The 24,173-nt window shown below is 58.8% G+C and carries 20 protein-coding genes; 2 read left to right on the forward strand and 18 right to left on the reverse strand.

The window, feature by feature from the left end:
• Positions 1 to 7: 7 nt before the first annotated feature.
• The 4 genes from menH to HMPREF3140_RS00580 all read right to left on the reverse strand — a co-directional run bounded on the left by menH (position 8) and on the right by HMPREF3140_RS00580 (position 4,402).
• Positions 8 to 766: a 2-succinyl-6-hydroxy-2,4-cyclohexadiene-1-carboxylate synthase gene (gene menH, locus HMPREF3140_RS00565; RefSeq protein ID WP_032412000.1), complete on the reverse strand. Its 759-nt coding sequence runs from the start codon at positions 764 to 766 to the stop codon at positions 8 to 10.
• Positions 763 to 2,433 (reverse strand): 2-succinyl-5-enolpyruvyl-6-hydroxy-3-cyclohexene-1-carboxylic-acid synthase, encoded by a 1,671-nt coding sequence (menD, locus tag HMPREF3140_RS00570; RefSeq protein ID WP_032412002.1) that lies wholly within the window; start codon positions 2,431 to 2,433, stop codon positions 763 to 765. The genes menH and menD overlap by 4 nt, the downstream gene beginning before the upstream one ends.
• 82 nt (positions 2,434 to 2,515) lie before the next feature.
• Entirely contained in the window at positions 2,516 to 3,805 is a 1,290-nt protein-coding gene (menF, locus tag HMPREF3140_RS00575; RefSeq protein ID WP_032412004.1) for an isochorismate synthase MenF, read from the reverse strand.
• 135 nt (positions 3,806 to 3,940) lie between these two features.
• A complete protein-coding gene (locus tag HMPREF3140_RS00580) occupies positions 3,941 to 4,402 on the reverse strand; it encodes a GNAT family N-acetyltransferase (protein WP_032412006.1) in 462 nt (153 codons plus the stop codon).
• A 57-nt stretch (positions 4,403 to 4,459) separates the two neighbouring features.
• Between HMPREF3140_RS00580 and rnz the strand changes: the two genes are divergently transcribed.
• Positions 4,460 to 5,380 carry a ribonuclease Z gene (rnz, locus tag HMPREF3140_RS00585; protein ID WP_004214593.1) on the forward strand — a complete coding sequence of 307 codons (921 nt, stop codon included), beginning with the start codon at positions 4,460 to 4,462 and terminating at the stop codon, positions 5,378 to 5,380.
• A gap of 54 nt (positions 5,381 to 5,434) precedes the next feature.
• On the opposite strand, the gene nuoN is transcribed toward rnz, so the two are convergent.
• The 14 genes from nuoN to HMPREF3140_RS00660 all read right to left on the reverse strand — a co-directional run bounded on the left by nuoN (position 5,435) and on the right by HMPREF3140_RS00660 (position 22,037).
• Complete coding sequence (gene nuoN, locus HMPREF3140_RS00590; RefSeq protein ID WP_004151107.1) at positions 5,435 to 6,892, reverse strand: NADH-quinone oxidoreductase subunit NuoN; 1,458 nt, start codon at positions 6,890 to 6,892, stop codon at positions 5,435 to 5,437.
• A gap of 6 nt (positions 6,893 to 6,898) precedes the next feature.
• Positions 6,899 to 8,428 carry an NADH-quinone oxidoreductase subunit M gene (gene nuoM, locus HMPREF3140_RS00595; RefSeq protein WP_002913146.1) on the reverse strand — a complete coding sequence of 510 codons (1,530 nt, stop codon included), beginning with the start codon at positions 8,426 to 8,428 and terminating at the stop codon, positions 6,899 to 6,901.
• A gap of 169 nt (positions 8,429 to 8,597) precedes the next feature.
• Positions 8,598 to 10,439, reverse strand: a complete 1,842-nt coding sequence (gene nuoL, locus HMPREF3140_RS00600) for an NADH-quinone oxidoreductase subunit L (protein WP_004140895.1) — start codon at positions 10,437 to 10,439, stop codon at positions 8,598 to 8,600.
• On the reverse strand, positions 10,436 to 10,738 hold the full coding sequence (gene nuoK, locus HMPREF3140_RS00605; protein WP_002913148.1) for an NADH-quinone oxidoreductase subunit NuoK: 303 nt from the start codon (positions 10,736 to 10,738) through the stop codon (positions 10,436 to 10,438). Before nuoK ends, nuoL begins: the two co-directional genes overlap by 4 nt.
• On the reverse strand, positions 10,735 to 11,289 hold the full coding sequence (nuoJ, locus tag HMPREF3140_RS00610) for an NADH-quinone oxidoreductase subunit J (protein ID WP_002913150.1): 555 nt from the start codon (positions 11,287 to 11,289) through the stop codon (positions 10,735 to 10,737). Before nuoJ ends, nuoK begins: the two co-directional genes overlap by 4 nt.
• A gap of 11 nt (positions 11,290 to 11,300) precedes the next feature.
• Positions 11,301 to 11,843, reverse strand: coding sequence for an NADH-quinone oxidoreductase subunit NuoI (gene nuoI / locus HMPREF3140_RS00615; RefSeq protein ID WP_032412008.1), 543 nt, complete (start codon positions 11,841 to 11,843; stop codon positions 11,301 to 11,303).
• A 14-nt stretch (positions 11,844 to 11,857) separates the two neighbouring features.
• A complete protein-coding gene (gene nuoH / locus HMPREF3140_RS00620; RefSeq protein WP_002913156.1) occupies positions 11,858 to 12,835 on the reverse strand; it encodes an NADH-quinone oxidoreductase subunit NuoH in 978 nt (325 codons plus the stop codon).
• Positions 12,832 to 15,558 carry an NADH-quinone oxidoreductase subunit NuoG gene (nuoG, locus tag HMPREF3140_RS00625; protein WP_004149179.1) on the reverse strand — a complete coding sequence of 909 codons (2,727 nt, stop codon included), beginning with the start codon at positions 15,556 to 15,558 and terminating at the stop codon, positions 12,832 to 12,834. The genes nuoH and nuoG overlap by 4 nt, the downstream gene beginning before the upstream one ends.
• Positions 15,559 to 15,590: 32 nt before the next feature.
• Entirely contained in the window at positions 15,591 to 16,928 is a 1,338-nt protein-coding gene (gene nuoF / locus HMPREF3140_RS00630; protein WP_002913158.1) for an NADH-quinone oxidoreductase subunit NuoF, read from the reverse strand.
• On the reverse strand, positions 16,925 to 17,425 hold the full coding sequence (gene nuoE / locus HMPREF3140_RS00635) for an NADH-quinone oxidoreductase subunit NuoE (RefSeq protein ID WP_002913160.1): 501 nt from the start codon (positions 17,423 to 17,425) through the stop codon (positions 16,925 to 16,927). Before nuoE ends, nuoF begins: the two co-directional genes overlap by 4 nt.
• Positions 17,426 to 17,427: 2 nt before the next feature.
• On the reverse strand, positions 17,428 to 19,236 hold the full coding sequence (gene nuoC, locus HMPREF3140_RS00640) for an NADH-quinone oxidoreductase subunit C/D (RefSeq protein ID WP_002913162.1): 1,809 nt from the start codon (positions 19,234 to 19,236) through the stop codon (positions 17,428 to 17,430).
• An 86-nt stretch (positions 19,237 to 19,322) separates the two neighbouring features.
• On the reverse strand, positions 19,323 to 19,997 hold the full coding sequence (nuoB, locus tag HMPREF3140_RS00645; RefSeq protein WP_002913178.1) for an NADH-quinone oxidoreductase subunit NuoB: 675 nt from the start codon (positions 19,995 to 19,997) through the stop codon (positions 19,323 to 19,325).
• Positions 19,998 to 20,012: 15 nt separating this feature from the next.
• A complete protein-coding gene (nuoA, locus tag HMPREF3140_RS00650; protein WP_002913181.1) occupies positions 20,013 to 20,459 on the reverse strand; it encodes an NADH-quinone oxidoreductase subunit NuoA in 447 nt (148 codons plus the stop codon).
• Between the two features lie 651 nt (positions 20,460 to 21,110).
• A complete protein-coding gene (locus tag HMPREF3140_RS00660) occupies positions 21,111 to 22,037 on the reverse strand; it encodes a LysR family transcriptional regulator (protein ID WP_002913183.1) in 927 nt (308 codons plus the stop codon).
• An 872-nt stretch (positions 22,038 to 22,909) separates the two neighbouring features.
• Between HMPREF3140_RS00660 and alaA the strand changes: the two genes are divergently transcribed.
• Positions 22,910 to 24,127, forward strand: coding sequence for an alanine transaminase AlaA (alaA, locus tag HMPREF3140_RS00665; RefSeq protein WP_002913185.1), 1,218 nt, complete (start codon positions 22,910 to 22,912; stop codon positions 24,125 to 24,127).
• Positions 24,128 to 24,173 lie beyond the last annotated feature (46 nt).

Raw genomic sequence — 24,173 nt, forward strand, 5'->3', positions numbered from 1 at the left:
CCTTCAGTTAACTTGCCAGAATCTGCGCCAGACAGGCAATCACCGCCGCCGGGTTGTCCCGGTGCGCGTTGTGTCCGGCATGGTGAATAAGATGGAGATCCGCCGCGAGCGTCTGCGCGATGGCGCGAAACTTCGCGTCGCGCTCGCCGCACAGGTAGTGAAAAGGAAAATCGCGCGCCTGCAGAGACGCGCGCAGATCGGCCTGCGCGGCAAGGGAGGTTGCCTGCAGCATCGCCGCCAGCGTCGCGCCGTTGTTCCGGCTGCGTAAGGCGACCAATGACTCACGCTGCGCGGCATTCAGCGAAGCGAAGACCGGCTGCTGATACCAGTCGGCAAAGACCTGCTCAAGCGGCTCGCGGTGAAAACGTTCCGCCCAGGCGCGGTCATTGCTGCGCCGCACCTGCCGCGCCTCTACATCCTGCAGGCCCGGATGGCCGCCTTCAACGATCAGCCCGCGCATGCCTGCGCGCGGCTGGCTGGCGAAGTTCATTGCCACCCGGCCGCCCAGCGAGTAGCCGATCAGCCAATACTTATGTATGTTGTAACTATTAAGCGTAGACTGCAGCAGAGTATTGACCCCGGCAAAGTCCTGCACCGCGATATCCGCGGAGCCGCCGTGCCCCGGCAGATCGAGGTACAGCCGCGGCCAGGCGGGAAAGGCGTCGCCCACTTTCCGCCACTCGTTGCGGTCGCCGGAAAAACCGTGCAGAAACACCAGCCAGGGATAGCCCGGCTGGCCGTTGTCGACAGCAGCGCTGAGGATCACAGGCGACTTACCTGCGCCAGCAGCTGCTGAAGGGTCTGCGCGCCGTCGGTCTCATTGACCGCCAGCTCAATCACCGTCGCCCCCGCCCTGCGCCAGGCGCCGGCCAGCGCCTCATCCAGCGACGGCCAGTCATCAGGGCGATGATAGGCCAGGCCGAACATCGCCGCCGCGTGGCTGAAATCCACGTCCTGCGGCATTAAATAGAACTGACGGCGTTCGTCCTGCGGCGTCGGCAGCATAGAAAAAATCTGCCCGCCGTTGTTATTCACCACGATCAGCACCAGCGGCGCCGACGCCTGGCGCAGCAGGGCCAGCGAGTTGAGATCGTAGAGCGCGGAGAGATCGCCAACGATGGCCAGCGTCGGTCGGGCGCTGGCGCGCTGCACGCCGGCCGCAGTGGCGATCAGGCCATCGATACCGCTGGCGCCGCGGTTGCTGTAGACCGGATACCCGGCCGGTAGCTGCGCCAGGGCGTCGATCAGGCGCACCACCAGGCTGTTGCCAACAAACAATTGGCCCTGCTCCGGCAGATAGCGCCGAATACGCTGCGCCAGCTGCGCTTCGCCAAAAGGCTCATTGCTGGCGACCGCAGCCTGCCACGCCTGCCCGGCAAGCTGTGGGATCACCGTCGCCCACGGCTGGCGTTTCTCCGCCGGATGTAATTCGAGCCAGCGCTCAACGCTTGAGAGCAGACGGCGACCGCGGTGCTGCGCCGGGTCGAGGCGACCGGGCAGATTATCCACCAGCCAGTATTCATCCGGCTCGCAGGTCGCCTGCCACTGGAGCACGCGTTTGCCGGTCAGGCTGCTGCCGAGTTGCACGACGATCTGCGCCTGCGCCAGCTCGCTGACCGCTTTGCCGTTGCCCAGCCACAGGTCGGCGCACGGCAGCGGCTGCCCGGTCTGCGACAGGACATCGCCGATCAGCGGCCAGCCGAGGGTCTGCGCCCACTCAGCGACCTTTTTCCCTTCCGCGGCGCTCATTCTGCCCGCCACGACGACGCCGCGTTTTTGTCGCCAGAAGAACCAGTCGCGCTGCTTCTCGCTCTCTAACTGCAGCGCCTGGCGCAGCCAGGGTTTGTCGCTCTGCCACCACTTGCCGAGCTGCTGCTGCCACTCCACGCCGGTCTCATCCATATCACCATACAGCGGTTCAGCGAACGGACAGTTAATATGCACCCCGCCGGCGTGCAGCGCCCCCAGCGCCTGGTCGATGGTTGAGACCAGCCAGCGGGCAGGAATATCCTGCGAGGGACGCGGCAAAGAAATCGTCTGCGCAGGATGGGAGGCAAACATCCCCGGCTGGCGGATAGCCTGGTTCGCGCCGCAGTCGATCAGCTCCGGCGGACGGTCGGCGGTTAACAGGATCAGCTTTTCACCGGTGAGCCCTGCCTCAATCAGCGCCGGATAGAGGTTTGCGGTGGCGGTCCCGGAGGTGACTATCACCGCCACCGGCTGCCGGCTGGCCTTCGCCAGTCCGAGCGCCAGGTGGCCGAGGCCGCGTTCGTCGAAATGGGTATGATGGATAAAGGCGCGGTTTTCCGCCGCCGCCAGGGTTAAGGGTGTCGAGCGTGAGCCCGGCGCGATGCAGATATGCTGCACGCCATGGCGCGTTAAAACTTCCAGGATCACCGCCGCCCAGCGTCGGTTAAATGCGCTTACTGACATGAAATTGTCCGGTATCAAATATTGATGCTAAGTATAGATAAGGCAAAGTGACGTCGTTTTGATATGCATCGTCATTCAAGCTTTATGGACACAGCAGCGAGCGCAGCCCGGCCGCTTTGTTGTCAATCTCCTGCCACTCCTGCTGTGCATCAGAGCCGCTGACGATCCCCGCCCCGGCATACAGCCGCAGGGTGTCGTGGTTCACTTTCGCCGAACGCAGCGCCACGCAAAACTCGCTTTGCGCCAGTGACAGATACCCGGCGGACCCGGCGTACCATTCGCGGGAAAACGGTTCATGACGCTGAATGAACGCCAGCGCCGCCCGGCGCGGCAGGCCGGCCACCGCGGCGGTGGGCTGCAGCTGCAGCAGACAGCGGCTGTCGTCAGGCGCCGCCAGCTCGGTCCAGATGCAGCGTCGGAGATGCTGCACCTTACGCAGCCTCACCACCTGCGGCGGCAGGACGTCCAGCGTCGAGGCCTCACTCTGCAGGCGCTGGCAGATATCCTCTACCACCAGCATGTTTTCCCGCTGGTTTTTGTCGTCTTTCATCAACCAGTCGGCCAGTTGCTGCGCCTTCGCGTCTTCCTGATGGTTCGCGACGGTCCCCGCCAGCGCTTCGGTGCGCAGCAGCGCGCCGCGCCGGCGCCACAGCCGTTCCGGCGTGGAGCCGAAAAATGCCTGCCGGGCATTGAACGCCATCAGGAAATGAAAACAGTTAAGATTGCTGCGCCGGCTAGCCGCCATGATGCTCACGGCGTCCAGCGGGGCGGCAAACTGCAGGTCGGTTGCCCGCGCCAGCACTACTTTATCCATTTCACCGGCGCTGATCGCCTTAGCCGCCCGCGCAATCATTGCCTGCCATTGAGGATAGTCGGATGAGTGGCGCTCGCTCAGCAACGGCGGTATGGCGCCGGGAGTCGCCTGAGTGGTTGTCAGGCTGGCGAGAAACGCGCGGGCCGTCGCGGCATCCTCACGCAGGGAGATATCACTATGCAGCACCAGCCGCAGCACGGCCCTGCCGCCGCACCGGCGCCACTCCAGACGCGGCAGCGCCAGGCTGCCCTGCTGCGGTTCAAACGCATTCAGGCCGCAGATACGCAGATCCTGCCGGCCGGACTGGCGTAAAAAGCGGTTCGCCGCGTCGAGCGAGGTAAAGGTTTTTACCGCCCCCAGCGTCGCCAGTTCCTCATCGCCATTGCGCTGCTGCCAGTAAAACTGCGGCCATTGCGCCTGCTGGCCGCACCATAGTAGCGGATCGAAGGCATCATTCAGCGGAAAGGCAACATCGATAATTCGCGTGCCGGGCGAGTCTGGAAATGACTCGCCCAGGCCGTCTTGCAAACGGGCCAGCGCAGTGGAAACAGACAGCACGCAAACCTCCACGGTAGTAAAACCCCACATTATAAGGGGTTCGACGACGGAATAGCAGTACCCATGATGAGGGAGCGGGTTTTATCTTACCCGCTCGCCGGGCCAGAGCTGCGCGTGGACGAGGGTGCAGAGGAGTCAGACAGCGCGCTTTTCTCGCGCCATGCCAATGTGGGGGATGCCATCCTCATCATAGACCTCGGTCACCGGCGTAAAACCGAAGTGGGCGTAAAAGGATTGCAGGTGCGCCTGCGCCCCGAGGTAAATCGCCTTTTGCGGCCAGTGCTGCTGACAGCTGGCCAGCGCCTGCTCCATCAGCTGATAGCCGAGCTTCGCACCACGGGCGGCGGGGCTGACGATGACCCGGCCAATCACCACCGGCGCAAACTCCTCTTCGCTTTTGAGGATCCGCGCGTAGGCCACCAGTTCGCCATCGCGCCAGCCGAGCAGATGGCGATTTTCACCAACCAAATCATCGCCGTCGACATCCTGATAGACGCACTGCTGCTCTACGACAAAGACTTCACTGCGCAATTTCAGCAGCGCATACAGCAGGGGAACGGTGAGTTCACTATGGTGGAGATCCTGCCAGGTCATCATCTGCTGCTCCTTATTGATATACTGATACTTTGCGACTCGCCCTGAGGACACTGGACGATGGAATTAACTTTTTTGGGGACATCCGCCGGGGTGCCGACCCGCACGCGTAATATGACGTCGATAATACTGAATTTGCAACAGCCGACCCGCGCCGAAATGTGGTTGTTTGACTGCGGCGAAGGGACCCAGCATCAGTTTCTTCACACGCCCTACCATCCCGGCAAACTGAATAAGATTTTTATTACCCATCTGCACGGCGACCACCTGTTCGGCCTGCCCGGCCTGCTGTGCAGCCGCTCGATGCAGGGAAACTCCCTGCCCCTCACCCTCTACGGGCCAAAAGGACTCAAAGAGTTTGTAGAGACCGCGCTGCGCCTGAGCGGTTCGTGGACCGACTATCCGCTCACCATCATCGAAGTCGGCCCTGGTCTGGTGTTCGACGAAGAGGGCTATCGGGTCACCGCGTATCCGCTCAGCCATCCGGTGGAGTGCTATGGGTATCGCATTGCGCAGCATGACAAGCCCGGCACCCTCGACGCCGCCCAGCTGATTGCCGATGGCGTACCTCCCGGGCCGCTGTTCCATCAACTCAAGCGCGGACAGCGCGTCGAGCTGGCAGATGGCCGGGTCATCGACGGCAGCCGCTATCTGGGACCTGCGACCCCGGGTAAAACGCTGGCCATCTTCGGCGATACCGCCCCCTGCCCGCAGGCGCTGGAGATGGCTCGCGGGGCGGATGTAATGGTCCACGAAACCACCCTTGAGCAGGCGATGGCGGAGAAAGCCAATAGCCGCGGCCACTCTTCCAGTCAGCAGACCGCGGCGCTTGCCAAAGAAGCGGGGGTCGGTACGCTGATCGCCACCCACTTTAGCTCGCGCTACGATGCCGAAGGCTGTCTGCGTATGCTGGCGGAATGCCGGGAGATTTTCCCTAACACGCTGCTGGCGGAAGACTTTATGGTCTACAAGATGGCGTAAAATCCGGGCATAAAAAAACCGCCATCCCGGCGGTTTTTTATTGAGTCAATCAACTTACATCAGCGGCGTCGCCAGCTGCACGATGCTAATCAGCGGCTGCGGCCAGATACCGAGCACCAGCACCAGCAGCGCGGAGATCAGCACCACGATACCGCCGGCGCTGTACTGCCAGTTTGACGGCGCATCGCGATTCAGCTGCTCCGGCGCGCTCAGGTACAGGCTGACGGCCACGCGCAGGTAGTAGTAGAGACCGATCGCCGAGCCGACAACCACCGCGGCAACCAGCCACCACAGATGCGCATGCACACCGACGGCCAGCACGTAGAACTTACCGATAAAGCCGAGGGTCATCGGGATGCCGGCCAGGGAGAGCATCATCACCGTCATCACAGCCGACAGGATCGGACGGTGCCAGAACAGGCCGCGGTAGGAGAACAGCGAGTCAGCATCCGGGCCGCGGTACGGGCTGGACATCAGGCTGACCACGCCGAACGCGCCGAGGCTGCTGAACAGGTAACCGGCCAGGTAAACGCCCACGGCTTCCATCGACATTTCACCGCTCTGCAGGGCAATCAGCGCCACCAGCAGATAGCCGAGATGGGAGATGGAAGAGTAACCGAGCAGGCGCTTAATGTTGGTCTGGCTCAGCGCCATCAGGTTACCGAAGATGATAGAGGCGAAGGCGATCAGGCCCAGCACCACACGTACCGCTTCGCTGTTGCCCACCGGCATGTACAGGAACAGACGCATCACTACGCCGAAGATAGCGATCTTGCTGGCGGTCGCCAGGAAGGTGGAGACCGGCGCAGGCGCCCCCTGGTAAACGTCCGGCGTCCACAGGTGGAACGGCACCAGCGACAGTTTAAAGCCAAGACCGACAATCATCAGGCCAAGACCCGCCAGCAGCAGCGGCTCGTGCAGCATGTTGTCCGCCAGGCTTTTGCCCAGCGCGAGGAAGGACAGGTTGCCGGAGTTCGCATACACCAGCGCCATACCGAACAGCAGGAAGGACGAAGCTGCCGCGGAGAGGATGGTGTATTTGATGCTCGCTTCCAGCGAACGCTTCTGGCGGAAGGCGTAACCAACCAGGCCGAACAGCGGCAGCGAAATCAGCTCAATACCGAGGAACAGCGCCGCCAGATGATTCGCACCGGCCAGCAGAATGCCGCCCAGGGCGGCGATCAGCACCAGCAGGTAGAACTCTTCTTTGTTGTCCTTGTAACCCTCAAGCCACGGGTAGGCGAAAGTACAGGTCGCGAGGCTCGCCAGTAGCACCAGACCGGTGTAAAGCATGGCGTAGCCGTCAACGCGGATCAGCGGCGTGACGTCCATCGCCCCGTTCTGGCCGACGAACCAGAGCGAGACCAGCGCGGCGTTAAGTCCAAGAACCGACAGCGTGGCATTGAGAAAATGATTGCGTCGCCACGCAATGGAGAGCATCACAACCACCACCGTCAAGCCGACGATCAGCAGCGGTAGCAGTGCGATCAGTTGTTGTGGAGTTATTGTCATGGCGAATTACGGCCTTGTAGTAGAAACAGAATTAACAAACCACTGCTGAATGTTGCTCATCGCAGCATGCGAGGTGTCGAGGATCGGCTGCGGGAAGAAGCCCAACAGCACCAGCAGCACCACCAGCAGCAGGATGATAGACAGTTCACGCAGGGACATCCCCGGCAACTCTTTCGCCGCCACTTCGCTCTTCGCTTTACCGAAGTAAGCGCGATGTAACATCGACAGCGAGTAAACGGACGCGAATACCAGACCAAAGGTGGAGATGACGGTGATCGTCGGCACCACTTTATAGCTGCCGAACAGGATCATAAATTCGCCGACGAAGTTACCGGTGCCCGGCATCCCCAGGGTGGCGACAGCGAAGAACATCGACATCGCCGGCAGCCATTTAATTTTGCTCCACAAGCCGCCCATCTGGCGCATATCGCGGGTGTGCAGACGTTCGTACAGCTGGCCGCACAGAATGAACAGACCCGCCGCGGACAGACCGTGAGCAATCATCTGGATCACCGCTCCCTGATAGGCCAGCTGGCTGCCGGTGTAGATAGCAATCAGCACGAAGCCCATGTGGGACACGGAGGTGTAGGCGATCAGGCGTTTAATATCGGTCTGGGCGAAGGCCATCCACGCGCCGTAGAAGATACCAATCACGCCCAGCCACATGGCGATGGGCGCAAACTCGGCGGAGGCATTCGGGAACAGCGGCAGCGCAAAGCGCAGCAGACCGTAGGCGGCGGTTTTCAGCAGGATCCCCGCGAGGTCGACAGAGCCGGCGGTCGGCGCCTGGGAGTGAGCGTCCGGCAGCCAGCCGTGCAGCGGCACCACCGGCATTTTCACCGCGAAGGCGATGAAGAAGCCGAGCATCAGCAGGTATTCCACGCCGTGAGACATTGGGGTTTTCAGCAGATCTTCATAGTTGAAGGTCCACACGCCGGTGGCGTTGAAGTGGACGAAGGCCAGCGCCAGAATGGCAATCAGCATCACCAGACCGCTCGCCTGGGTATAGATGAAGAACTTGGTCGCCGCTGTGATACGCGTTTTACCGTCCGAGGCTTTGTGGCCCCACAGCGCGATCAGGAAGTACATCGGCACCAACATCATTTCCCAGAAGAAGAAGAACAGGAACATGTCGATGGCGAGGAACACGCCGATAACGCCGCCCAGGATCCACATCAGGTTGAGGTGGAAGAAGCCCTGGTATTTTTCGATTTCACGCCACGAACAGAGCACCGCCAGCACGCCGAGGAGACCGGTCAGCACCACCATCAGCAGCGACAGGCCGTCGATCGCCAGATGGATGCTAATGCCGAAGCGTGGGATCCACGGCAGCACGAATTCCGACTGCCATTGCGGAATACCCGCGGATTGCGTCAGAGAATAGCCGCCCTGCATCCACAGCTGCAGGCCAAGCACCAGCGTCAGTCCCATGGTAATCAGCGCGATCCAGCGCGGCACTTTCACGCCAAAGCGTTCGGTCTGCCAGCACAGGAAGCCGCCGATAAAGGGAATTAATATTAGCCAGGGTAGTAACATGGCGATTTTTATTCCTTGTTAAAGTCCCGTTCAGGACCGATTTTCAACGAATTCGACTACATTCACGTTTGAGTGCGGTTTGTTGTGTCGGGTGGCGCTTCGCTTACCCGACCTACGGTCTCGTAGGCCCGGTAAGCGAAGCGCCACCGGGCAAAACCGCGCGATCAAATCAACGCAATACCATCAGCAGCGCCAGCACCACCACCGCGCCGATGCTCATTGAAGCCACATACCAGCGCAGATAACCGTTCTCGCTCACCAGCAGGCCTTTGCCTGCGAAGCGGGAAAGGATCGCCGGGATATTCATCAACGAGTTCAGCGGATCGCGTTTCAGCAGCCAGGCAATACCGAGGAATGGTTTTACGAACACCTTGTCGTATAACCAGTCGAAGCCCCAGGCATGGAACCACCAGGTACCGAAGAAGCGGCCAGGCGCACTGTTGGCGATGGAGGTCACCAGCGTGCGTTTGCCCAGCCACAGCCATGCAGCGATCAGAATCCCGGCAATGGCGATGATCCCGGAGGCAATCTCCAGCGTCATCACGCTACCGTGGGCGAGCTCAGTGGTCTGCGGCAGTACGCCTTCCAGCGGCGGCACAATCAGCGCGCCAACGAAGGTGGATAGTACCAGCAGCACAATCAGCGGCAGATGATGGGTAATCCCCTTCCCTGCGTGCGCGTGAATTTGCTCTTTACCGTGGAATACGATGAAAATCATCCGGAAGGTGTACAGCGAGGTCATAAAGGCGCCGACCAGGCCTGCCACCATCAGATTGATATGGCCATTGGCCATCGCGCCTGCCAGAATCTCATCCTTACTGAAGAAGCCTGCGGTGATAAGCGGCAGTGCGGACAGCGCCGCGCCCCCCACCAGGAAGCAGACGTATACCAGCGGAATCGATTTGCGCAGGCCGCCCATCTTGAAGATGTTCTGTTCGTGATGGCAGGCCAGAATGACCGAACCAGACGACAGGAACAGCAGCGCTTTAAAGAACGCGTGAGTCATCAGGTGGAAAATCGCCGCGTCCCATGCCTGCACGCCCAGCGCGAGGAACATGTAGCCAATCTGGCTCATGGTAGAGTAGGCGAGAACGCGTTTGATATCGGTCTGCACCAGCGCGGCGAAGCCCGCCAACACCAGGGTGACCGCCCCGACGATACCGACCAGATGCAGCACTTCCGGCGTCATCAGGAACAGGCCGTGGGTACGGGCGATCAGATAGACGCCCGCGGTGACCATGGTCGCAGCGTGGATCAGCGCAGAGACCGGCGTCGGACCCGCCATCGCATCGGCAAGCCACGTTTGCAGCGGCAGCTGGGCGGATTTACCGACCGCGCCGCCAAGCAGCATCAGCGTCGCCCACTGCAGCGTGGTGCTGCCGTTAGCGAAGTGCTGCGGCGCCAGCTCCACCATTTCGCGGAAGTTCAGGGTGCCCAGTTCGTTATAAAGAATGAACAGCGCGAAGGCGAGGAACACGTCGCCGACGCGGGTCACCACAAACGCTTTCATCGCTGCGGCGCCGTTCTTCGGATCGGTGTAGTAGAAACCGATCAGCAGGTAAGAACAGAGGCCCACGCCTTCCCAACCGAGGTACATCAGCAGCAGGTTATCGGCCAGTACCAGAACCACCATGCTGGCGATAAACAGGTTGGTATAGGCGAAGAAGCGGGAATATCCCTCTTCACCGCGCATGTACCAGGAGGCGAACATGTGGATCAGGAAGCCGACGCCGGTAACTACGGAGAGCATGGTCAGCGACAGGCCGTCCAACACCAGGTTGAAGCCGATGTTGAAATCACCGACCGACATCCAGGTCCACAGCGGCACGCTGACCGCCTGTTTGCCGTTAGCGAAAAAGTCGACGCCAACGTACGCGGTGACCAGCGCCGCCAGGCCTACCGAGCCCATGCCAACGGTGGCGGAAAGATTTTCCGACCAGCGCCCGCGGGAGAAGGCCAGCAGCACAAAGCCAATCAATGGCAAAAGAATGGTTAAGGCAAGCATGTTCATCCACGCAACTCACTTACTGAATCGATGTTCAGGTTCTGGCGGCGACGATGGAGCTGCAGCAGCAGCGCCAGGCCGATACTCGCTTCCGCAGCCGCGAGGCTGATGGCGAGGATATACATTATCTGACCATCTGCCTGACCCCAGTAGCTACCCGCCACCACAAAGGCCAGCGCGGCGGCGTTAATCATGATTTCCAGGCTAATCAACATAAACAGCAGATTGCGGCGGATCACCAGCCCCGTCAGACCAAGCACAAACAGGATGGCCGCGAGGATCAGTCCATGTGTTAAGGGGATCATGCGTGTTCCTCCGTTTTTCGTTTGTCGCTGTCGTTCAGACGGTTGCTCAGCACCTCGCCGGCGCGCTCTTCGCGGCCAATGTGGAAGGCAACCACCAGGCCCGCCAGCAGCAGCATGGAGGCCAGCTCCACCGCCAGGACGTACGGCCCAAACAGCGCAATGCCCACTTCTTTGGCGTTAATCGCCGCACCGTCGATACCCTGGTCGTTAATGCCCAGGATGGCGTAAACGATAACCACCAGCAGCACCGCGGAGAGGATGGCCGGGCCAATCCAGATCCCCGGCTGCAGCCACTTGCGCTCCTGTTCGATCTCGGTGCCGCCCAGGTTGAGCATCATCACCACGAAGACGAACAGCACCATAATGGCCCCGGCGTAGACGATGATTTCCAGCGCTCCGGCGAAGTACGCGCCCAGCGAGAAGAACACCCCGGCAATCGCCAGCAGCGAAATAATCAGGTACAGCAGCGCATGCACCGGATTGGTGTGGGTGACGACCCGCAAGGTTGCGAGGATGGCTATCAGGCCACAGATATAAAAAGCGAATTCCATTGCCCCTCTCCTTACGGTAACAGGCTCTTGACGTCGATTGGCTTAGCTTCATTTTCCGCTTCGCCCTTATCTTTGCCGTCGATTGCCATACCCGCCATCCGGTAGAAGTTATATTCCGGGTATTTGCCCGGACCGGAAATCAGCAGATCCTTTTTTTCGTACACCAGATCCTGACGCTTGTATTCACCCAGCTCGAAGTCCGGGGTCAACTGGATCGCCGTGGTCGGGCACGCTTCTTCGCACAGGCCGCAGAAGATGCAGCGTGAGAAGTTGATGCGGAAGAACTCCGGATACCAGCGGCCGTCTACCGTCTCTGCTTTCTGCAGCGAGATACAGCCCACCGGGCAGGCTACCGCACACAGGTTACAGGCGACGCAGCGCTCTGCACCGTCCGGATCGCGGGTCAGCACGATGCGGCCGCGATAGCGCGGCGGCAGGTAGACCGGCTCTTCCGGATACATCCGGGTTTCACGTTTGGCGAAGGCATGCAGGCCAATCATCCAGATACTACGGACCTGGGTGCCGAACCCCACCAATAATTCTTTTAAGGTCATGTTCAATTCACCCCTTATTGCGCCTGCCAGAGAATGACAGCCGCCGTTACCAACAAGTTGACCAGCGTTAACGGCAGGCATACCTTCCAGCCAAAGGACATTACCTGGTCATAGCGCGGACGCGGTAATGATGCGCGGATCAAAATGAACATCATCATGAAGAACGCGGTTTTCAGCGCGAACCAGATGAAAGGAGGTAACCACGGGCCATTCCAGCCGCCGAAGAACAGCGTGACGATCAGCGCTGAAACGGTGACGATACCGATGTATTCCCCGACGAAGAACAGACCGAATTTCATGCCGGAATATTCAATGTGGTAACCATCGGCCAGTTCCTGCTCCGCTTCCGGCTGGTCGAACGGGTGACGGTGACACACCGCCACGCCGGCGATGGCGAAAGTCACGAAGCCGAAGAACTGCGGGATAACGTTCCACAGATGCGCCTGGTTGTTGACGATATCGGTCATATTGAATGACCCCGCCTGCGCCACCACGCCCATCAGGGAGAGACCGAGAAATACCTCGTAGCTCAGGGTCTGCGCGGAAGCACGCATCGCCCCCAGCAGCGAGTATTTGTTATTGCTCGACCAACCGGCGAACAGCACCGCGTAGACCGCCAGGCCTGCCATCATCAGGAAGAAGAGGATGCCGATGTTCAGGTCGGCCACCACCCACGTCGGGCTAACCGGCACGATAGCGAAGGCCAGCAGCAGCGAGGTAAAGGCGATAACCGGCGCCAGAGTAAAGATCACGCGATCGGAGAAGCGCGGGATCCAGTCCTCTTTAAAGAACATCTTGATCATGTCGGCGACCAGCTGCAGCGAACCGCCCCAGCCGACGCGGTTAGGTCCGTAGCGGTTCTGGAACAAGCCGAGCAGACGACGCTCGCCGAAGCTCATGAACGCGCCGCAGGTGACAACCACCAGCAGAATGACCACGGCCTTCAGGATGCTTAACAGAATGTCGATAAGATCCGGCGTTAACCAGCTCATGCTTTCGCCTCCTGCAGTGAATCAATACGCGATCCGGTCAGCACCGGCGCAATGCCCGGCATGCCCATCGGTAAGCCAACCTGTCCCGCGGTCAGGCCTTCAGAGATAACCAGCGGCAGACGCAGGGTCTGGCCTTCCACGCTAAAGGAGAGCATTGCCCCTGGGTTGACGCCAAGCTTCGCGGCATCCGCCGGGTTCAGCTTGATGTACGGCTCAGGCATCCGGCTCTGGAACACCGGCGCGCGCTGAGACAGCTCATCGCTGCCGAACAGATGGTAGTACGGCGCAATTCGCCATTTGCCCTCTTCCGCCTGGAAGCTGGCCGGCACCGCCGTGAAGTACTCCAGTCCGCTGGCGGACGCTTCAAACAGACGAACGCCCGGATCGCCGTGGCGCAGTTTCCCGCCCACTTCATCCTGGAACTTGTTCCATGCCTGCGGGGAGTTCCAGCCCGGCGCCCAGGCGAACGGGATCTGCGAACGCGGGGCGGACGGCTGGTTGTTCCCTTCCATGGAGAAGGCGAACATCGTGTCTTTATCCTGCGGCTGACGCGGCTCGTGCACGCTGATGTTAGCGCGCATCGCCGTGCGGCCGCTGTAGCGGTGCGGTTCACGCGCCAGCTTCTGGCCGCGGATGCGGAAGGTCGCATCCGGCGCGGCGTCTTTAATGCCCGCCAGCTGCGGCAGCGCGGCAATCGCCGCATCAATGACGTGGTCCAGCTGAGTCCAGTCAACCTGACGGTTGTTGACGGTGCTGTGCAGCGAATGCAGCCAGCGCCAGCTTTCCAGCATTACGGTTTTCGCGTCGTAGTAAGCCGGATCGTAAACCTGGAAGAAACGCTGGGCGCGACCTTCGTTGTTCACCACGGTACCGTCGCTTTCCGCAAAGCTTGCCGCGGAGAGCACCAGGTGCGCTTTGTCCATAATCGCGGTGCGCTGATGATCCACCACCATCACCAGCGGCGCTTTCGCCAGCGCAGCGTCAACGCGCGCGGCGGAAGCATGACGGTGAAGGTCGTTTTCCAGCACGATAACCGCGTCTGCGGCGCCGCTTTCCAGTTCGTCCAGCGCCTCTTCAAGCGAGCCGCCGCCGATCATGCCCAGTCCGACGCTGTTAACCGCCCGGGCGACCATGGTCACCCCGACATCGGCGCCGCGGCCTTTCAGAGCTTTCGCCACGTTAGCGGCGGCCTGGATGATCTCCATGCTGCCGGCGTTGGTCCCGGAGATGATCAGCGGTTTTTTCGCCCCGGCCAGCGCCTGAACGATAACGTCGACTTTACCCTGCAGGTCCTGGCTCAGGCCGTCAACTGCCGGCGCGCTGTCGTCCAGCGCATGGGCAATAGCAAAGCCGAGACGCGCCTGATCTTCCACCGGCGCGCGGTAGGTCCACGCCGCGATGTCATCCAGGCGGGTGTCATCGACGTTAGTGACGAATAGCGGGTGCTTGGCGCGCTGGCCGATGTTGAGGATCGCAGCGATCTGCCAGTCGGCCACTTTCTGCGCCGCCGCCATTTCGCGTGCTTTCCCTTTCACTGCCTGGCGTACCGCCAGGGCCACGCGCGCGCCGGTCTGGGTAATGTCTTCGCCCAGCACCAGTACCGCGTCGTAGGATTCGATATCGCGCAGGCTTGGCGTGTGGATCCCGCCCTCGCGCAGCACTTTCAGCATCATCTGCAGGCGCGCTTGTTCGCCTTTGGCGATGCCGGTATAGAAGTTGTCGGCGCCCACCAGCTCGCGCAGCGCGAAGTTGCTTTCAATGCTGGCGCGCGGGGAGCCGATGCCGATCACTTTCTTCGACTGGCGCAGGATATCCGCCGCCCCCTGCATCGCCTGCTCGGCGTTAAGGGTGATCAGATCGTCGCCGCGGCGCTGCACCGGCTGACGCGGACGGTCTTTCAGGTTCACGTAGCCATAGCCGAAACGACCGCGGTCGCAGAGGAAGTAGCGGTTCACGGTACCGTTATAGCGGTTTTCGATACGACGCAACTCGCCATAGCGTTCGCCCGGGCTGATGTTACAGCCGATGGAACACTGCTGGCAGATGCTCGGCGCAAACTGCATGTCCCACTTACGGTTATAGCGCTCGGAGTGGGTTTTGTCGGTGAAAACGCCGGTCGGGCAGACTTCCACCAGGTTGCCGGAGAACTCGCTCTCCAGGGTGCCATCTTCCGGACGGCCGAAGTAGACGTTGTCGTGCGCGCCATAGACGCCCAGATCGGTGCCGTCGGCATAATCTTTGTAGTAGCGCACGCAGCGGTAGCAGGCGATGCAGCGGTTCATTTCGTGCGAAATAAACGGCCCCAGATCCTGATTGCGGTGGGTACGCTTGGTGAAACGATAGCGGCGGAAGCTATGACCGGTCATCACCGTCATATCCTGCAGGTGGCAGTTGCCGCCCTCTTCGCAGACCGGGCAGTCGTGCGGATGGTTAGTCATCAACCACTCCACCACGCTTTCGCGGAACTGCTTCGCTTCGCTGTCGTCGATAGAAATAAAGGTGCCGTCGGATGCCGGAGTCATACAGGACATCACCAGGCGACCACGCGTGTCTTCCGCGTTCTGATATTGCTTCACCGCACACTGGCGGCAAGCACCGACGCTCCCTAGCGCCGGGTGCCAGCAAAAGTAGGGAATATCAAGACCAAGAGAGAGACAAGCCTCTAGCAGGTTGTCCGCCCCGTTGACCTCGTATTCTTTGCCGTCTACATGAATCGTAGCCATTTGCGTGCTTCCAAAAATAAAAAACCTTTAGATTACCAGCGCGTCTTAAGCAGGTTCGGCTGAATCCCGTTGATTGCATGGGTATTGCTGAACTGCTGCTTAATGCCAGCCTCGAATTCTTCGCGGAAATATTTAATCGCGCTCTGTAGCGGCTCGACCGCGCCCGGCGCGTGCGCGCAGAAGGTTTTACCCGGGCCCAGGAATCGACACAGTTGCTCAAGGGTTTCGATATCGCCAGGCTGGCCTTCGCCGCGCTCCAGGGCGCGCAGGATCTTCACGCTCCACGGCAGACCATCGCGGCACGGCGTACACCAGCCGCAGGACTCGCGGGCAAAGAACTCTTCAAGGTTGCGCACCAGCGAGACCATGTTGATCTCGTGGTCAACGGCCATCGCCAGCGAGGTGCCCAGACGGCTGCCCGCTTTACCAATGCTTTCGAATTCCATCGGCAGATCGAGGTGCGCTTCGGTGAGGAAGTCGGTCCCTGCTCCGCCCGGTTGCCAGGCTTTAAACTTCAGGCCATCGCGCATACCGCCGGCGTAATCTTCGAGGATCTCGCGGGCAGTGGTGCCGAACGGCAGCTCCCAGACGCCCGGATTCTTCACCCGACCGGAGAAGCCCATCAGCTTGGTGCCAGCATCTTTGCTGGTGGAAATGTTCTGGTACCACTCGACGCCGTTGGCGAGGATCGCTGGCACGTTGCACAGGGTTTCTACGTTGTTGACGCAGGTCGGCTTGCCCCAGACGCCGGAGCTCGCCGGGAACGGCGGCTTGGATCGCGGGTTGGCGCGGCGGCCTTCCAGAGAGTTGATCAGCGCCGTCTCTTCGCCGCAGATATAGCGCCCTGCCCCGGTGTGCACGAACAGCTCGAAGTCAAACCCGGTGCCGAGGATGTTTTTCCCCAACAGACCCGCTTCGGTGGCTTCAGCAATCGCGCGACGCAGATGCTGGGCCGCTTCAATATATTCCCCGCGCAGGAAGATGTAGCCGCGGTACGCTTTCAGCGCAAACGCGGAGATCAGCATGCCTTCCACCAGCAGGTGCGGCAGCTGCTCCATCAGCAGGCGGTCTTTATAGGTGCCCGGCTCCATTTCATCGGCGTTACACAGCAGGTAACGGATGTTCATGGATTCGTCTTTCGGCATCAGGCTCCACTTCAGACCAGTGGAGAAGCCCGCGCCGCCGCGCCCTTTCAGGCCAGCGTCTTTTACCGCCGTGACAATCTCATCCGGGGCCATCCCGGTCAGGGCTTTACGCGCCCCTTCATAGCCATTTTTACTGCGATACTCGTCCAGCCACACCGGCTGCTTGTCGTCGCGCAGGCGCCAGGTGAGCGGATGCGTTTCCGCAGTACGAATTACGGTTTTCATTTGTACTGCTCCAGCAGGTCAGGAATTGCCTCCGGCGTCAGATGGCTGTGAGTATCCTCATCAATCATCATGGTCGGTCCCTTGTCGCAGTTACCCAGGCAGCAGGTCGGCAGCAGGGTAAAGCGGCCATCAAAGGTGGTCTGCCCCGGCTTGATATTCAGTTTCTTCTCAATGGCGGCCTGAATACCCTGATAGCCGGTGATGTGGCATACCACGCTGTCGCAGTAGCGGATCACGTGACGGCCAACCGGCTGGCGGAAAATCTGGCTGTAGAACGTCGCCACGCCTTCCACGTCGCTGGCCGGGATCCCCAGCACATCGGCGATAGCGTAGATCGCGCCATCCGGCACCCAGCCGCGCTGTTTCTGAACGATTTTCAGCGCTTCGATGGACGCCGCACGCGGGTCTTCGTAGTGGTGCTTCTCGTGCTCAATAGCCTCACGCTCTGCCGCACTCAGCTCAAAAGCCTCGGTTTGTGGTTGTTGATTCTCGTGCATAATTAGCGGTCCACGTCTGACATAACAAAATCGATACTACCCAGATAGACGATCAGGTCGGATACCAGGCTGCCGCGGATCGCCGACGGGATCTGCTGCAGGTGCGCAAAGCTCGGCGTACGCACGCGGGTACGGTAGCTCATGGTGCTGCCGTCGCTGGTCAGGTAGTAACTGTTGATCCCTTTGGTCGCCTCAATCATCTGGAAAGATTCGTTGGCCGGCATCACCGGGCCCCACGATACCTGTAGGAAGTGGGTGATCAGGGTTTCGATATGCTGCAGCGTGCGCTCTTTCGGGGGCGGCGTGGTCAGCGGGTGATCCGCTTTGAACGGGCCTTCCGGCATGTTATCGAGGCACTGCTGAAGAATGCGCAGACTCTGGCGCAGCTCTTCTACTTTCAGCATCACGCGGGTGTAGCAGTCAGAGACGCCCCCCCCGGTCGGGACTTCGAAGTCGAAGTTTTCATAGCCAGAGTAAGGACGCCATTTACGCACGTCGAAGTCGATACCGGTGGCGCGCAGGCCTGCGCCGGTGGTGCCCCACTCCAGCGCCTCTTTGGCGGTATAGGCTGCCACGCCGACGGAACGGCCTTTCAGAATGGTGTTGCGCAAGGCGGCCTTCTCATAGGAGTCCAGACGCTTCGGCATCCACTCGAGGAACTCACGCAGCAGGCGATCCCAGCCACGCGGCAGATCGTGCGCGACGCCGCCGATGCGGAACCACGCCGGGTGCATACGGAACCCGGTAATCGCTTCCACCAGATCGTAAATTTTCTGCCGATCGGTAAAGGCGAAGAAGACCGGCGTCATCGCGCCGACGTCCTGAATAAAGGTCGAGATATACAGCAGGTGGCTGTTGATGCGGAACAGCTCGGAGAGCATCACGCGGATCACGTTCACGCGATCCGGTACGGTGATCCCAGCCAGTTTTTCCACCGCCAGCACGTACGGCATCTCGTTGACGCAGCCGCCGAGATATTCAATACGGTCGGTATACGGGATGTAGCTGTGCCAGGACTGACGCTCGCCCATCTTCTCGGCGCCGCGGTGGTGATAACCGATATCCGGTACGCAGTCGACGATCTCTTCGCCGTCCAGTTGCAGAATAATGCGGAACGCACCATGCGCCGATGGGTGGTTCGGACCGAGGTTGAGGAACATGAAGTCCTCGTTGTCGGTGCCGCGCTTCATGCCCCACTCTTCCGGTTTAAAGGTCAGCGCCTCCATCTCCAGATCCTGTTTGGCTTTGGTCAGCTCAAACGGGTCGAACTCGGTGGCGCGCGCCGGATAATCTTTACGCAGCGGGTGACCTTCCCAGGTCGGCGGCATCATGATGCGACGCAGGTTCGGGTGACCATCGAAGGTAATGCCAAACATTTCCCAGGTTTCACGCTCATACCAGTTGGCGTTGGGGAACAGTTTGGTGAAGGTCGGCAGATGCAGATCGTTTTCCGACAGCGCCACCTTGAGCATGATGTCGCGGTTGCGATCGATGGAGATCAGGTGATAGAAAACGGAAAAATCCGCGGCGGGCAGGCCATCGCGGTGCGTGCGCAGACGTTCGTCCATGCCGTGCAGGTCAAACAGCATCACGTAAGGCTTCGGCAATTTCTTCAGGAAATCACCCACCTCCAGCAGCTGTTCACGCTTCACCCATACCACCGGTACGCCGGTACGGGTTGGCTGAACGGTAAAGGCATCCGGCCCAAAGCGGTTGCGCAGTTCGCCAATCACCGGGTCATCAAGGTGATCGCGGGTTTGCCAGGCTGGTGCGGCGTCATGCGCGGTTAAATCGGTCATATTGTTCACCATTGCAAAAGGTCCGTGGTGACTGCCGGCGAGACTTCGCGCTGTTGTAGATTGATTTGCGAAGTGGTTCTCCCGCCCGCAGGCGCAAATTAAATCTCGTCCGGCGTCCGCAGATTGGTCACTGCAATACGTTCGCCGCGTTTACGCTCGCGTTCCGACTGCATATTGGCGCGATAAACGCCCTGATCGCCAACCACCCATGAGAGCGGACGACGTTCTTTACCAATGGACTCCTGCAGCAGCATCAGCGCCTGCATATAGGCCTCCGGACGCGGCGGGCAGCCCGGGATGTACACATCGACCGGAATGAATTTATCCACGCCCTGGACGACGGAATAGATGTCGTACATCCCGCCTGAGTTGGCGCAGGCGCCCATGGAGATCACCCACTTCGGCTCCAGCATCTGATCGTAGAGACGCTGAATAACCGGCGCCATTTTGGTAAAGCATGTTCCCGCGACCACCATCAGGTCCGCCTGACGCGGAGAGGCGCGCAGAACTTCTGCCCCAAAACGCGCAACGTCATGCACCGCAGTGAATGACGTCACCATTTCCACATAACAGCAAGAAAGGCCGAAGTTGTACGGCCAAATTGAGTTCTTACGGCCCCAGTTCACCATGTCATGCAGCGCGTGTTCGAGTTTCCCCATATACACGCTTTTATTGACTTCCTGCTCCAGAGGATCGGTAACGATCTCCTGTTTCTGCAGGGGGTAACGGTCGTTCTCACCGTTAGGATCTATGCGGGTGAGCGTATAATCCATCTTATTGCCTCGCTTTTACTGCATATGACGGTTAGTGGGACTGTCTGTTTCCGGGTTAACCAGCGTGCGACGGGAACGCGCAGGCGTCCAGTCCAGTGCGCCGATGCGAACGAGATAAACCAGACCAGCCAGTAGCACTAAAATGAAAATTGCGGCTTCCACAAAGCCGACCCAGCCGCTCTCGCGGATAGAGGTCGACCATGCGTAGAGATACAGGGCTTCCACGTCGAAGATAACGAAGAACATGGCAACCAGATAAAACTTCGCAGAAAGACGTAAGCGGGCCGAACCGACGGAGTCGATCCCCGATTCAAACGGCGTGTTTTTACTACGCGCGCGCGCGCGACCGCCAAGGTACCAGCCGCCGACGAGCATGAGGCAGCACAGGCCGATAGCGATGATGAGAAATATAGCGAATGCCCAATGATGAGCGATGACTTCAGTGGATGTTGACATACGCATTGCTTAACCAAAAAAGTGTAGCGCCAAAACCCTCTGCTCTTATTGGCAGATGAACGCCACAGCGTTTCACGGGAGGAATAAAAAATAACCGTGCAAAAAAGCGTCCCTGGTCGATGTGAGAAGCCCAGATGCCGTGGCTTTTTACCCCTTTCTTTAACCTTTTGTCAACTTTAACAAAAGTTTTCATAACATTAATTTACATTGGAATCTTTTCATTAACATTAAATGCCCTTTTCTGCGAAATAACCTTGCATACTGTTCGGTTTTAGTGTTGTTGAATCGTGTCCGTTTCCGTCGTAAATCAAAAATCCCTTCTATTTTGACAGGATTTAGCCTCGATTCCTCCCCCCAAAGAGGGGTATTTTCTTGATCTGCGACACGGTTTTGTTAATTACCCCAGGAAATCGGCAACAATCCATCCGGTTTTTTAACATTAGCAGGAAGTGTTGAAAGTGCAGGGAAAAGTCGACAAGCTGAGCGCCTTGTCACGCCAATACGCTGATTTTTCTGCAAAGAAATACAAAAAAGATTCAAAACATCAATAAGAGTGCAAAAAAAAGAGCCGCCAGGCGGGAAACCAACTCCTGAGGCTCTTTTTGGGCACTTACATTCTGTTACCAGTTTTTGTGATCTTTGTTAGCAAGAATACCCTTACAAAACCAAGGTATTCCCTCCCTCTTCCGGAGTAAGTGCTGTGCCCGTTTCCCAGGGATGGATCTCCTGGCTCAGAGACTGAAAAATCGCCTGCGGCAGTTCGCTCACCGTCCGCGGATTGCAGCTGACGACGTACCGGGTGTCCGGCAACGCCGGTAACCCCTCACTGATGCCAGCCACGCGTAGATCCGGGCTCATCATTTCGACCGGGCGCGCCGTCACGCCCAGCCCGGCCTTCACCGCCGCTTTCACGCCCGATAGCGAGGAAGCTCCGTGGGCCAGATGCCAACTGACGCGAGCAGTTTCCAGCGCGGCGATAATATCCTGGCGGAATGGACTTGGCTCTTCGAGCAGGATCAGGGGGATAGATTCCCCCTTCGCCAGCACATATTCCGCTGCACAATACCAGAGAGTAGGTGATGTTCTCAGGGTGAAAGAGGTAAAGCCGGGAGGCTGATGGGTGGTCAACGCCAGATCGACCAGCCCCTCGGCCAGCATCTCCATGATGGCGGCATGGGGGTGAACTTTGATCTCCAACGTCATTCTGGGATAGAAACAGCCGATGCGGTTTAACAAAAACGGCAGGATGGTGTCAGCCGTTTCTTCTGACGCACCGATGCTCAGAGCCCCCTGCAGGCTGCCATACATCAGCGACATACAGGCTTCATCGTTAAAACGGAGAATTTTGCGGGCATAGCCCAGCAGCTGGATCCCCTGCTCGGTCAGCAGCTTATTGCGGCCGTGGCGGGCGAAAAGCTCTTTGCCCACCAGCTGTTCCAGGCGTTGCATTTGCTGACTGACCGCGGACTGAGTACGACACACTGCGGCGGCGGCGGCGGCAAAAGTGTTCAAATCAGCGACCGCGACAAAGGTACGCAGCAGATCGAGATCGAGGTTGAGTATGGGACGAGTTGTATTAATCATCTTTCTTCACTTACAGGTGGCTAACGCTGACCTGCCTTGTTGATGCTTTACGCCAGGTTTCCGGCTATTCCCTGAGCCTCGTGCTCACCGTCTGACGGCGGATAAACAACTGGACGAACGTTATTACATGCCAAAGTACTCGTCTGGGCAAATGCGCAGAACTGCGGAGTAATATATTGTTCGTATTTCTCATTATTATTTATTACCACGACCAGCCAGGCGCCATACGTCGCCGCGGGAACCCGGTCAGTGATGCTGAGAAAATCGCTCTTCTGGCGTAGCTTTCCGGCAGAAAAGGAACAATAAAATCCTGTAATAACAATATATTAATTCTCAATGCAACCGCAGTTCTTGGCGGTTAACACGGATATTAACGGTGATATTCTAACCTATCCCCCTCCTTTTTATAAGCCTTAATAAGGATTAACTGAGACAATTTTAAATTTTTTTCAACATTTTATATTAATTAACAAACCTCAGATTATTACCCGCTAAAAATAATAATAATGTGGTCGCACGCTGTTTTTTATTAAAATTATTTAACATCAAAATTACAAGCCAATCGCGCTTGTATGCAGGATAGCGTTTTTTAGCGACTCCCCCTTCTCCCTCCCCATATTACCGGGCAAACAAACGAGATAAATGATGGCAAAATCGCTATTAAATCTATATTTAAGACCAAAAAATCGACATAAAAAGGCATAAGCTACAGACCAAATCCGCAATCGGTAGATAAATCAATTGCACTTAAAATCCGGCGTTAGCAAAATCTTCTCCTGCAAAGCCTTCAAAACAGCGGGGAGGGGGAGTACATTGTTCCGTGCTGACTTCCACGGCAGGGAGTGGCGATAACAGCTAAAAGGTCAAGATTCATGTCCCCCATCGAAAAATCCAGCAAGTTAGAGAACGTCTGTTATGACATCCGCGGCCCGGTTCTGAAAGAAGCCAAACGTCTTGAAGAAGAAGGCAATAAGGTTCTGAAACTGAACATCGGCAACCCGGCGCCATTCGGCTTCGAGGCCCCTGACGAGATCCTCGTCGACGTCATCCGCAATTTGCCTACCGCCCAGGGTTACTGCGATTCGAAAGGATTGTACTCGGCGCGTAAAGCTATCATGCAGCATTACCAGGCCCGGGGTATGCGCGATGTCACGGTGGAAGACATCTATATCGGCAACGGCGTGTCCGAGCTGATTGTGCAGGCGATGCAGGCGCTGTTAAACAGCGGCGATGAGATGCTGGTTCCCGCCCCGGACTACCCGCTGTGGACGGCGGCGGTGTCGCTTTCCAGCGGCAAAGCGGTGCACTATCTGTGTGACGAATCCTCTGACTGGTTTCCGGATCTGGACGACATCCGCGCAAAAATCACACCGCGCACCCGCGGGATCGTGATCATTAACCCTAACAACCCCACCGGCGCGGTCTATTCCAAAGAATTGCTGCAGGAGATCGTGGAGATCGCTCGTCAGCATAATCTGATCATTTTCGCCGATGAAATTTACGACAAGATCCTCTACGACGAAGCCCAGCATCACTCTATTGCCGCCCTGGCGCCGGACCTGCTGACGGTGACCTTTAACGGATTGTCGAAAACCTACCGCGTTGCCGGCTTCCGTCAGGGCTGGATGGTGTTGAATGGCCCGAAAAAACACGCGAAGGGCTATATCGAAGGGCTGGAGATGCTGGCTTCAATGCGTCTTTGCGCCAACGTGCCGGCCCAGCATGCTATCCAGACGGCGCTGGGCGGCTATCAGAGCATCAGCGAATTCATCATCCCCGGCGGACGCCTGTATGAACAACGCAACCGCGCCTGGGAGCTTATCAACGATATTCCGGGCGTCTCCTGCGTGAAGCCAAAAGGCGCGCTGTATATGTTCCCGAAAATCGATGCCAAACGCTTCAATATTCATGACGACCAGAAAATGGTGCTCGACTTCCTGCTGCAGGAGAAAGTCCTGCTGGTGCAGGGCACCGCCTTTAACTGGCCGTGGCCGGATCACGTACGCATCGTGACCCTGCCGCGCGAAGACGACCTGGAGATGGCTATCTCCCGCTTTGGCCGCTTCCTCTCCGGCTACCATCAGCTTTAATCGCGCCGCCGCCGGCATTTGCATCCGGCGGCGATCCCTGCGCACA

The organism is Klebsiella sp. HMSC16A12 (assembly GCF_001808265.1).
GTDB classification, from domain to species: Bacteria; Pseudomonadota; Gammaproteobacteria; order Enterobacterales; family Enterobacteriaceae; genus Klebsiella; species Klebsiella pneumoniae.

What these genes read in the sequence shown, in the direction of transcription:
- nuoC (WP_002913162.1), bottom strand. Translation starts at nt 19,236, where the DNA reads ATGGTGAACAATATGACCGATTTAACCGCGCATGACGCCGCACCAGCC.
- nuoE (WP_002913160.1), bottom strand. Translation starts at nt 17,425, where the DNA reads ATGCACGAGAATCAACAACCACAAACCGAGGCTTTTGAGCTGAGTGCG.
- nuoJ (WP_002913150.1), bottom strand. Translation starts at nt 11,289, where the DNA reads ATGGAATTCGCTTTTTATATCTGTGGCCTGATAGCCATCCTCGCAACC.
- rnz (WP_004214593.1), top strand. Translation starts at nt 4,460, where the DNA reads ATGGAATTAACTTTTTTGGGGACATCCGCCGGGGTGCCGACCCGCACG.
- nuoI (WP_032412008.1), bottom strand. Translation starts at nt 11,843, where the DNA reads ATGACCTTAAAAGAATTATTGGTGGGGTTCGGCACCCAGGTCCGTAGT.
- nuoH (WP_002913156.1), bottom strand. Translation starts at nt 12,835, where the DNA reads ATGAGCTGGTTAACGCCGGATCTTATCGACATTCTGTTAAGCATCCTG.
- nuoK (WP_002913148.1), bottom strand. Translation starts at nt 10,738, where the DNA reads ATGATCCCCTTAACACATGGACTGATCCTCGCGGCCATCCTGTTTGTG.
- alaA (WP_002913185.1), top strand. Translation starts at nt 22,910, where the DNA reads ATGTCCCCCATCGAAAAATCCAGCAAGTTAGAGAACGTCTGTTATGAC.
- nuoB (WP_002913178.1), bottom strand. Translation starts at nt 19,997, where the DNA reads ATGGATTATACGCTCACCCGCATAGATCCTAACGGTGAGAACGACCGT.
- nuoF (WP_002913158.1), bottom strand. Translation starts at nt 16,928, where the DNA reads ATGAAAACCGTAATTCGTACTGCGGAAACGCATCCGCTCACCTGGCGC.
- nuoA (WP_002913181.1), bottom strand. Translation starts at nt 20,459, where the DNA reads ATGCGTATGTCAACATCCACTGAAGTCATCGCTCATCATTGGGCATTC.
- nuoN (WP_004151107.1), bottom strand. Translation starts at nt 6,892, where the DNA reads ATGACAATAACTCCACAACAACTGATCGCACTGCTACCGCTGCTGATC.
- menD (WP_032412002.1), bottom strand. Translation starts at nt 2,433, where the DNA reads ATGTCAGTAAGCGCATTTAACCGACGCTGGGCGGCGGTGATCCTGGAA.
- nuoG (WP_004149179.1), bottom strand. Translation starts at nt 15,558, where the DNA reads ATGGCTACGATTCATGTAGACGGCAAAGAATACGAGGTCAACGGGGCG.
- nuoL (WP_004140895.1), bottom strand. Translation starts at nt 10,439, where the DNA reads ATGAACATGCTTGCCTTAACCATTCTTTTGCCATTGATTGGCTTTGTG.
- HMPREF3140_RS00660 (WP_002913183.1), bottom strand. Translation starts at nt 22,037, where the DNA reads ATGATTAATACAACTCGTCCCATACTCAACCTCGATCTCGATCTGCTG.
- HMPREF3140_RS00580 (WP_032412006.1), bottom strand. Translation starts at nt 4,402, where the DNA reads ATGATGACCTGGCAGGATCTCCACCATAGTGAACTCACCGTTCCCCTG.
- nuoM (WP_002913146.1), bottom strand. Translation starts at nt 8,428, where the DNA reads ATGTTACTACCCTGGCTAATATTAATTCCCTTTATCGGCGGCTTCCTG.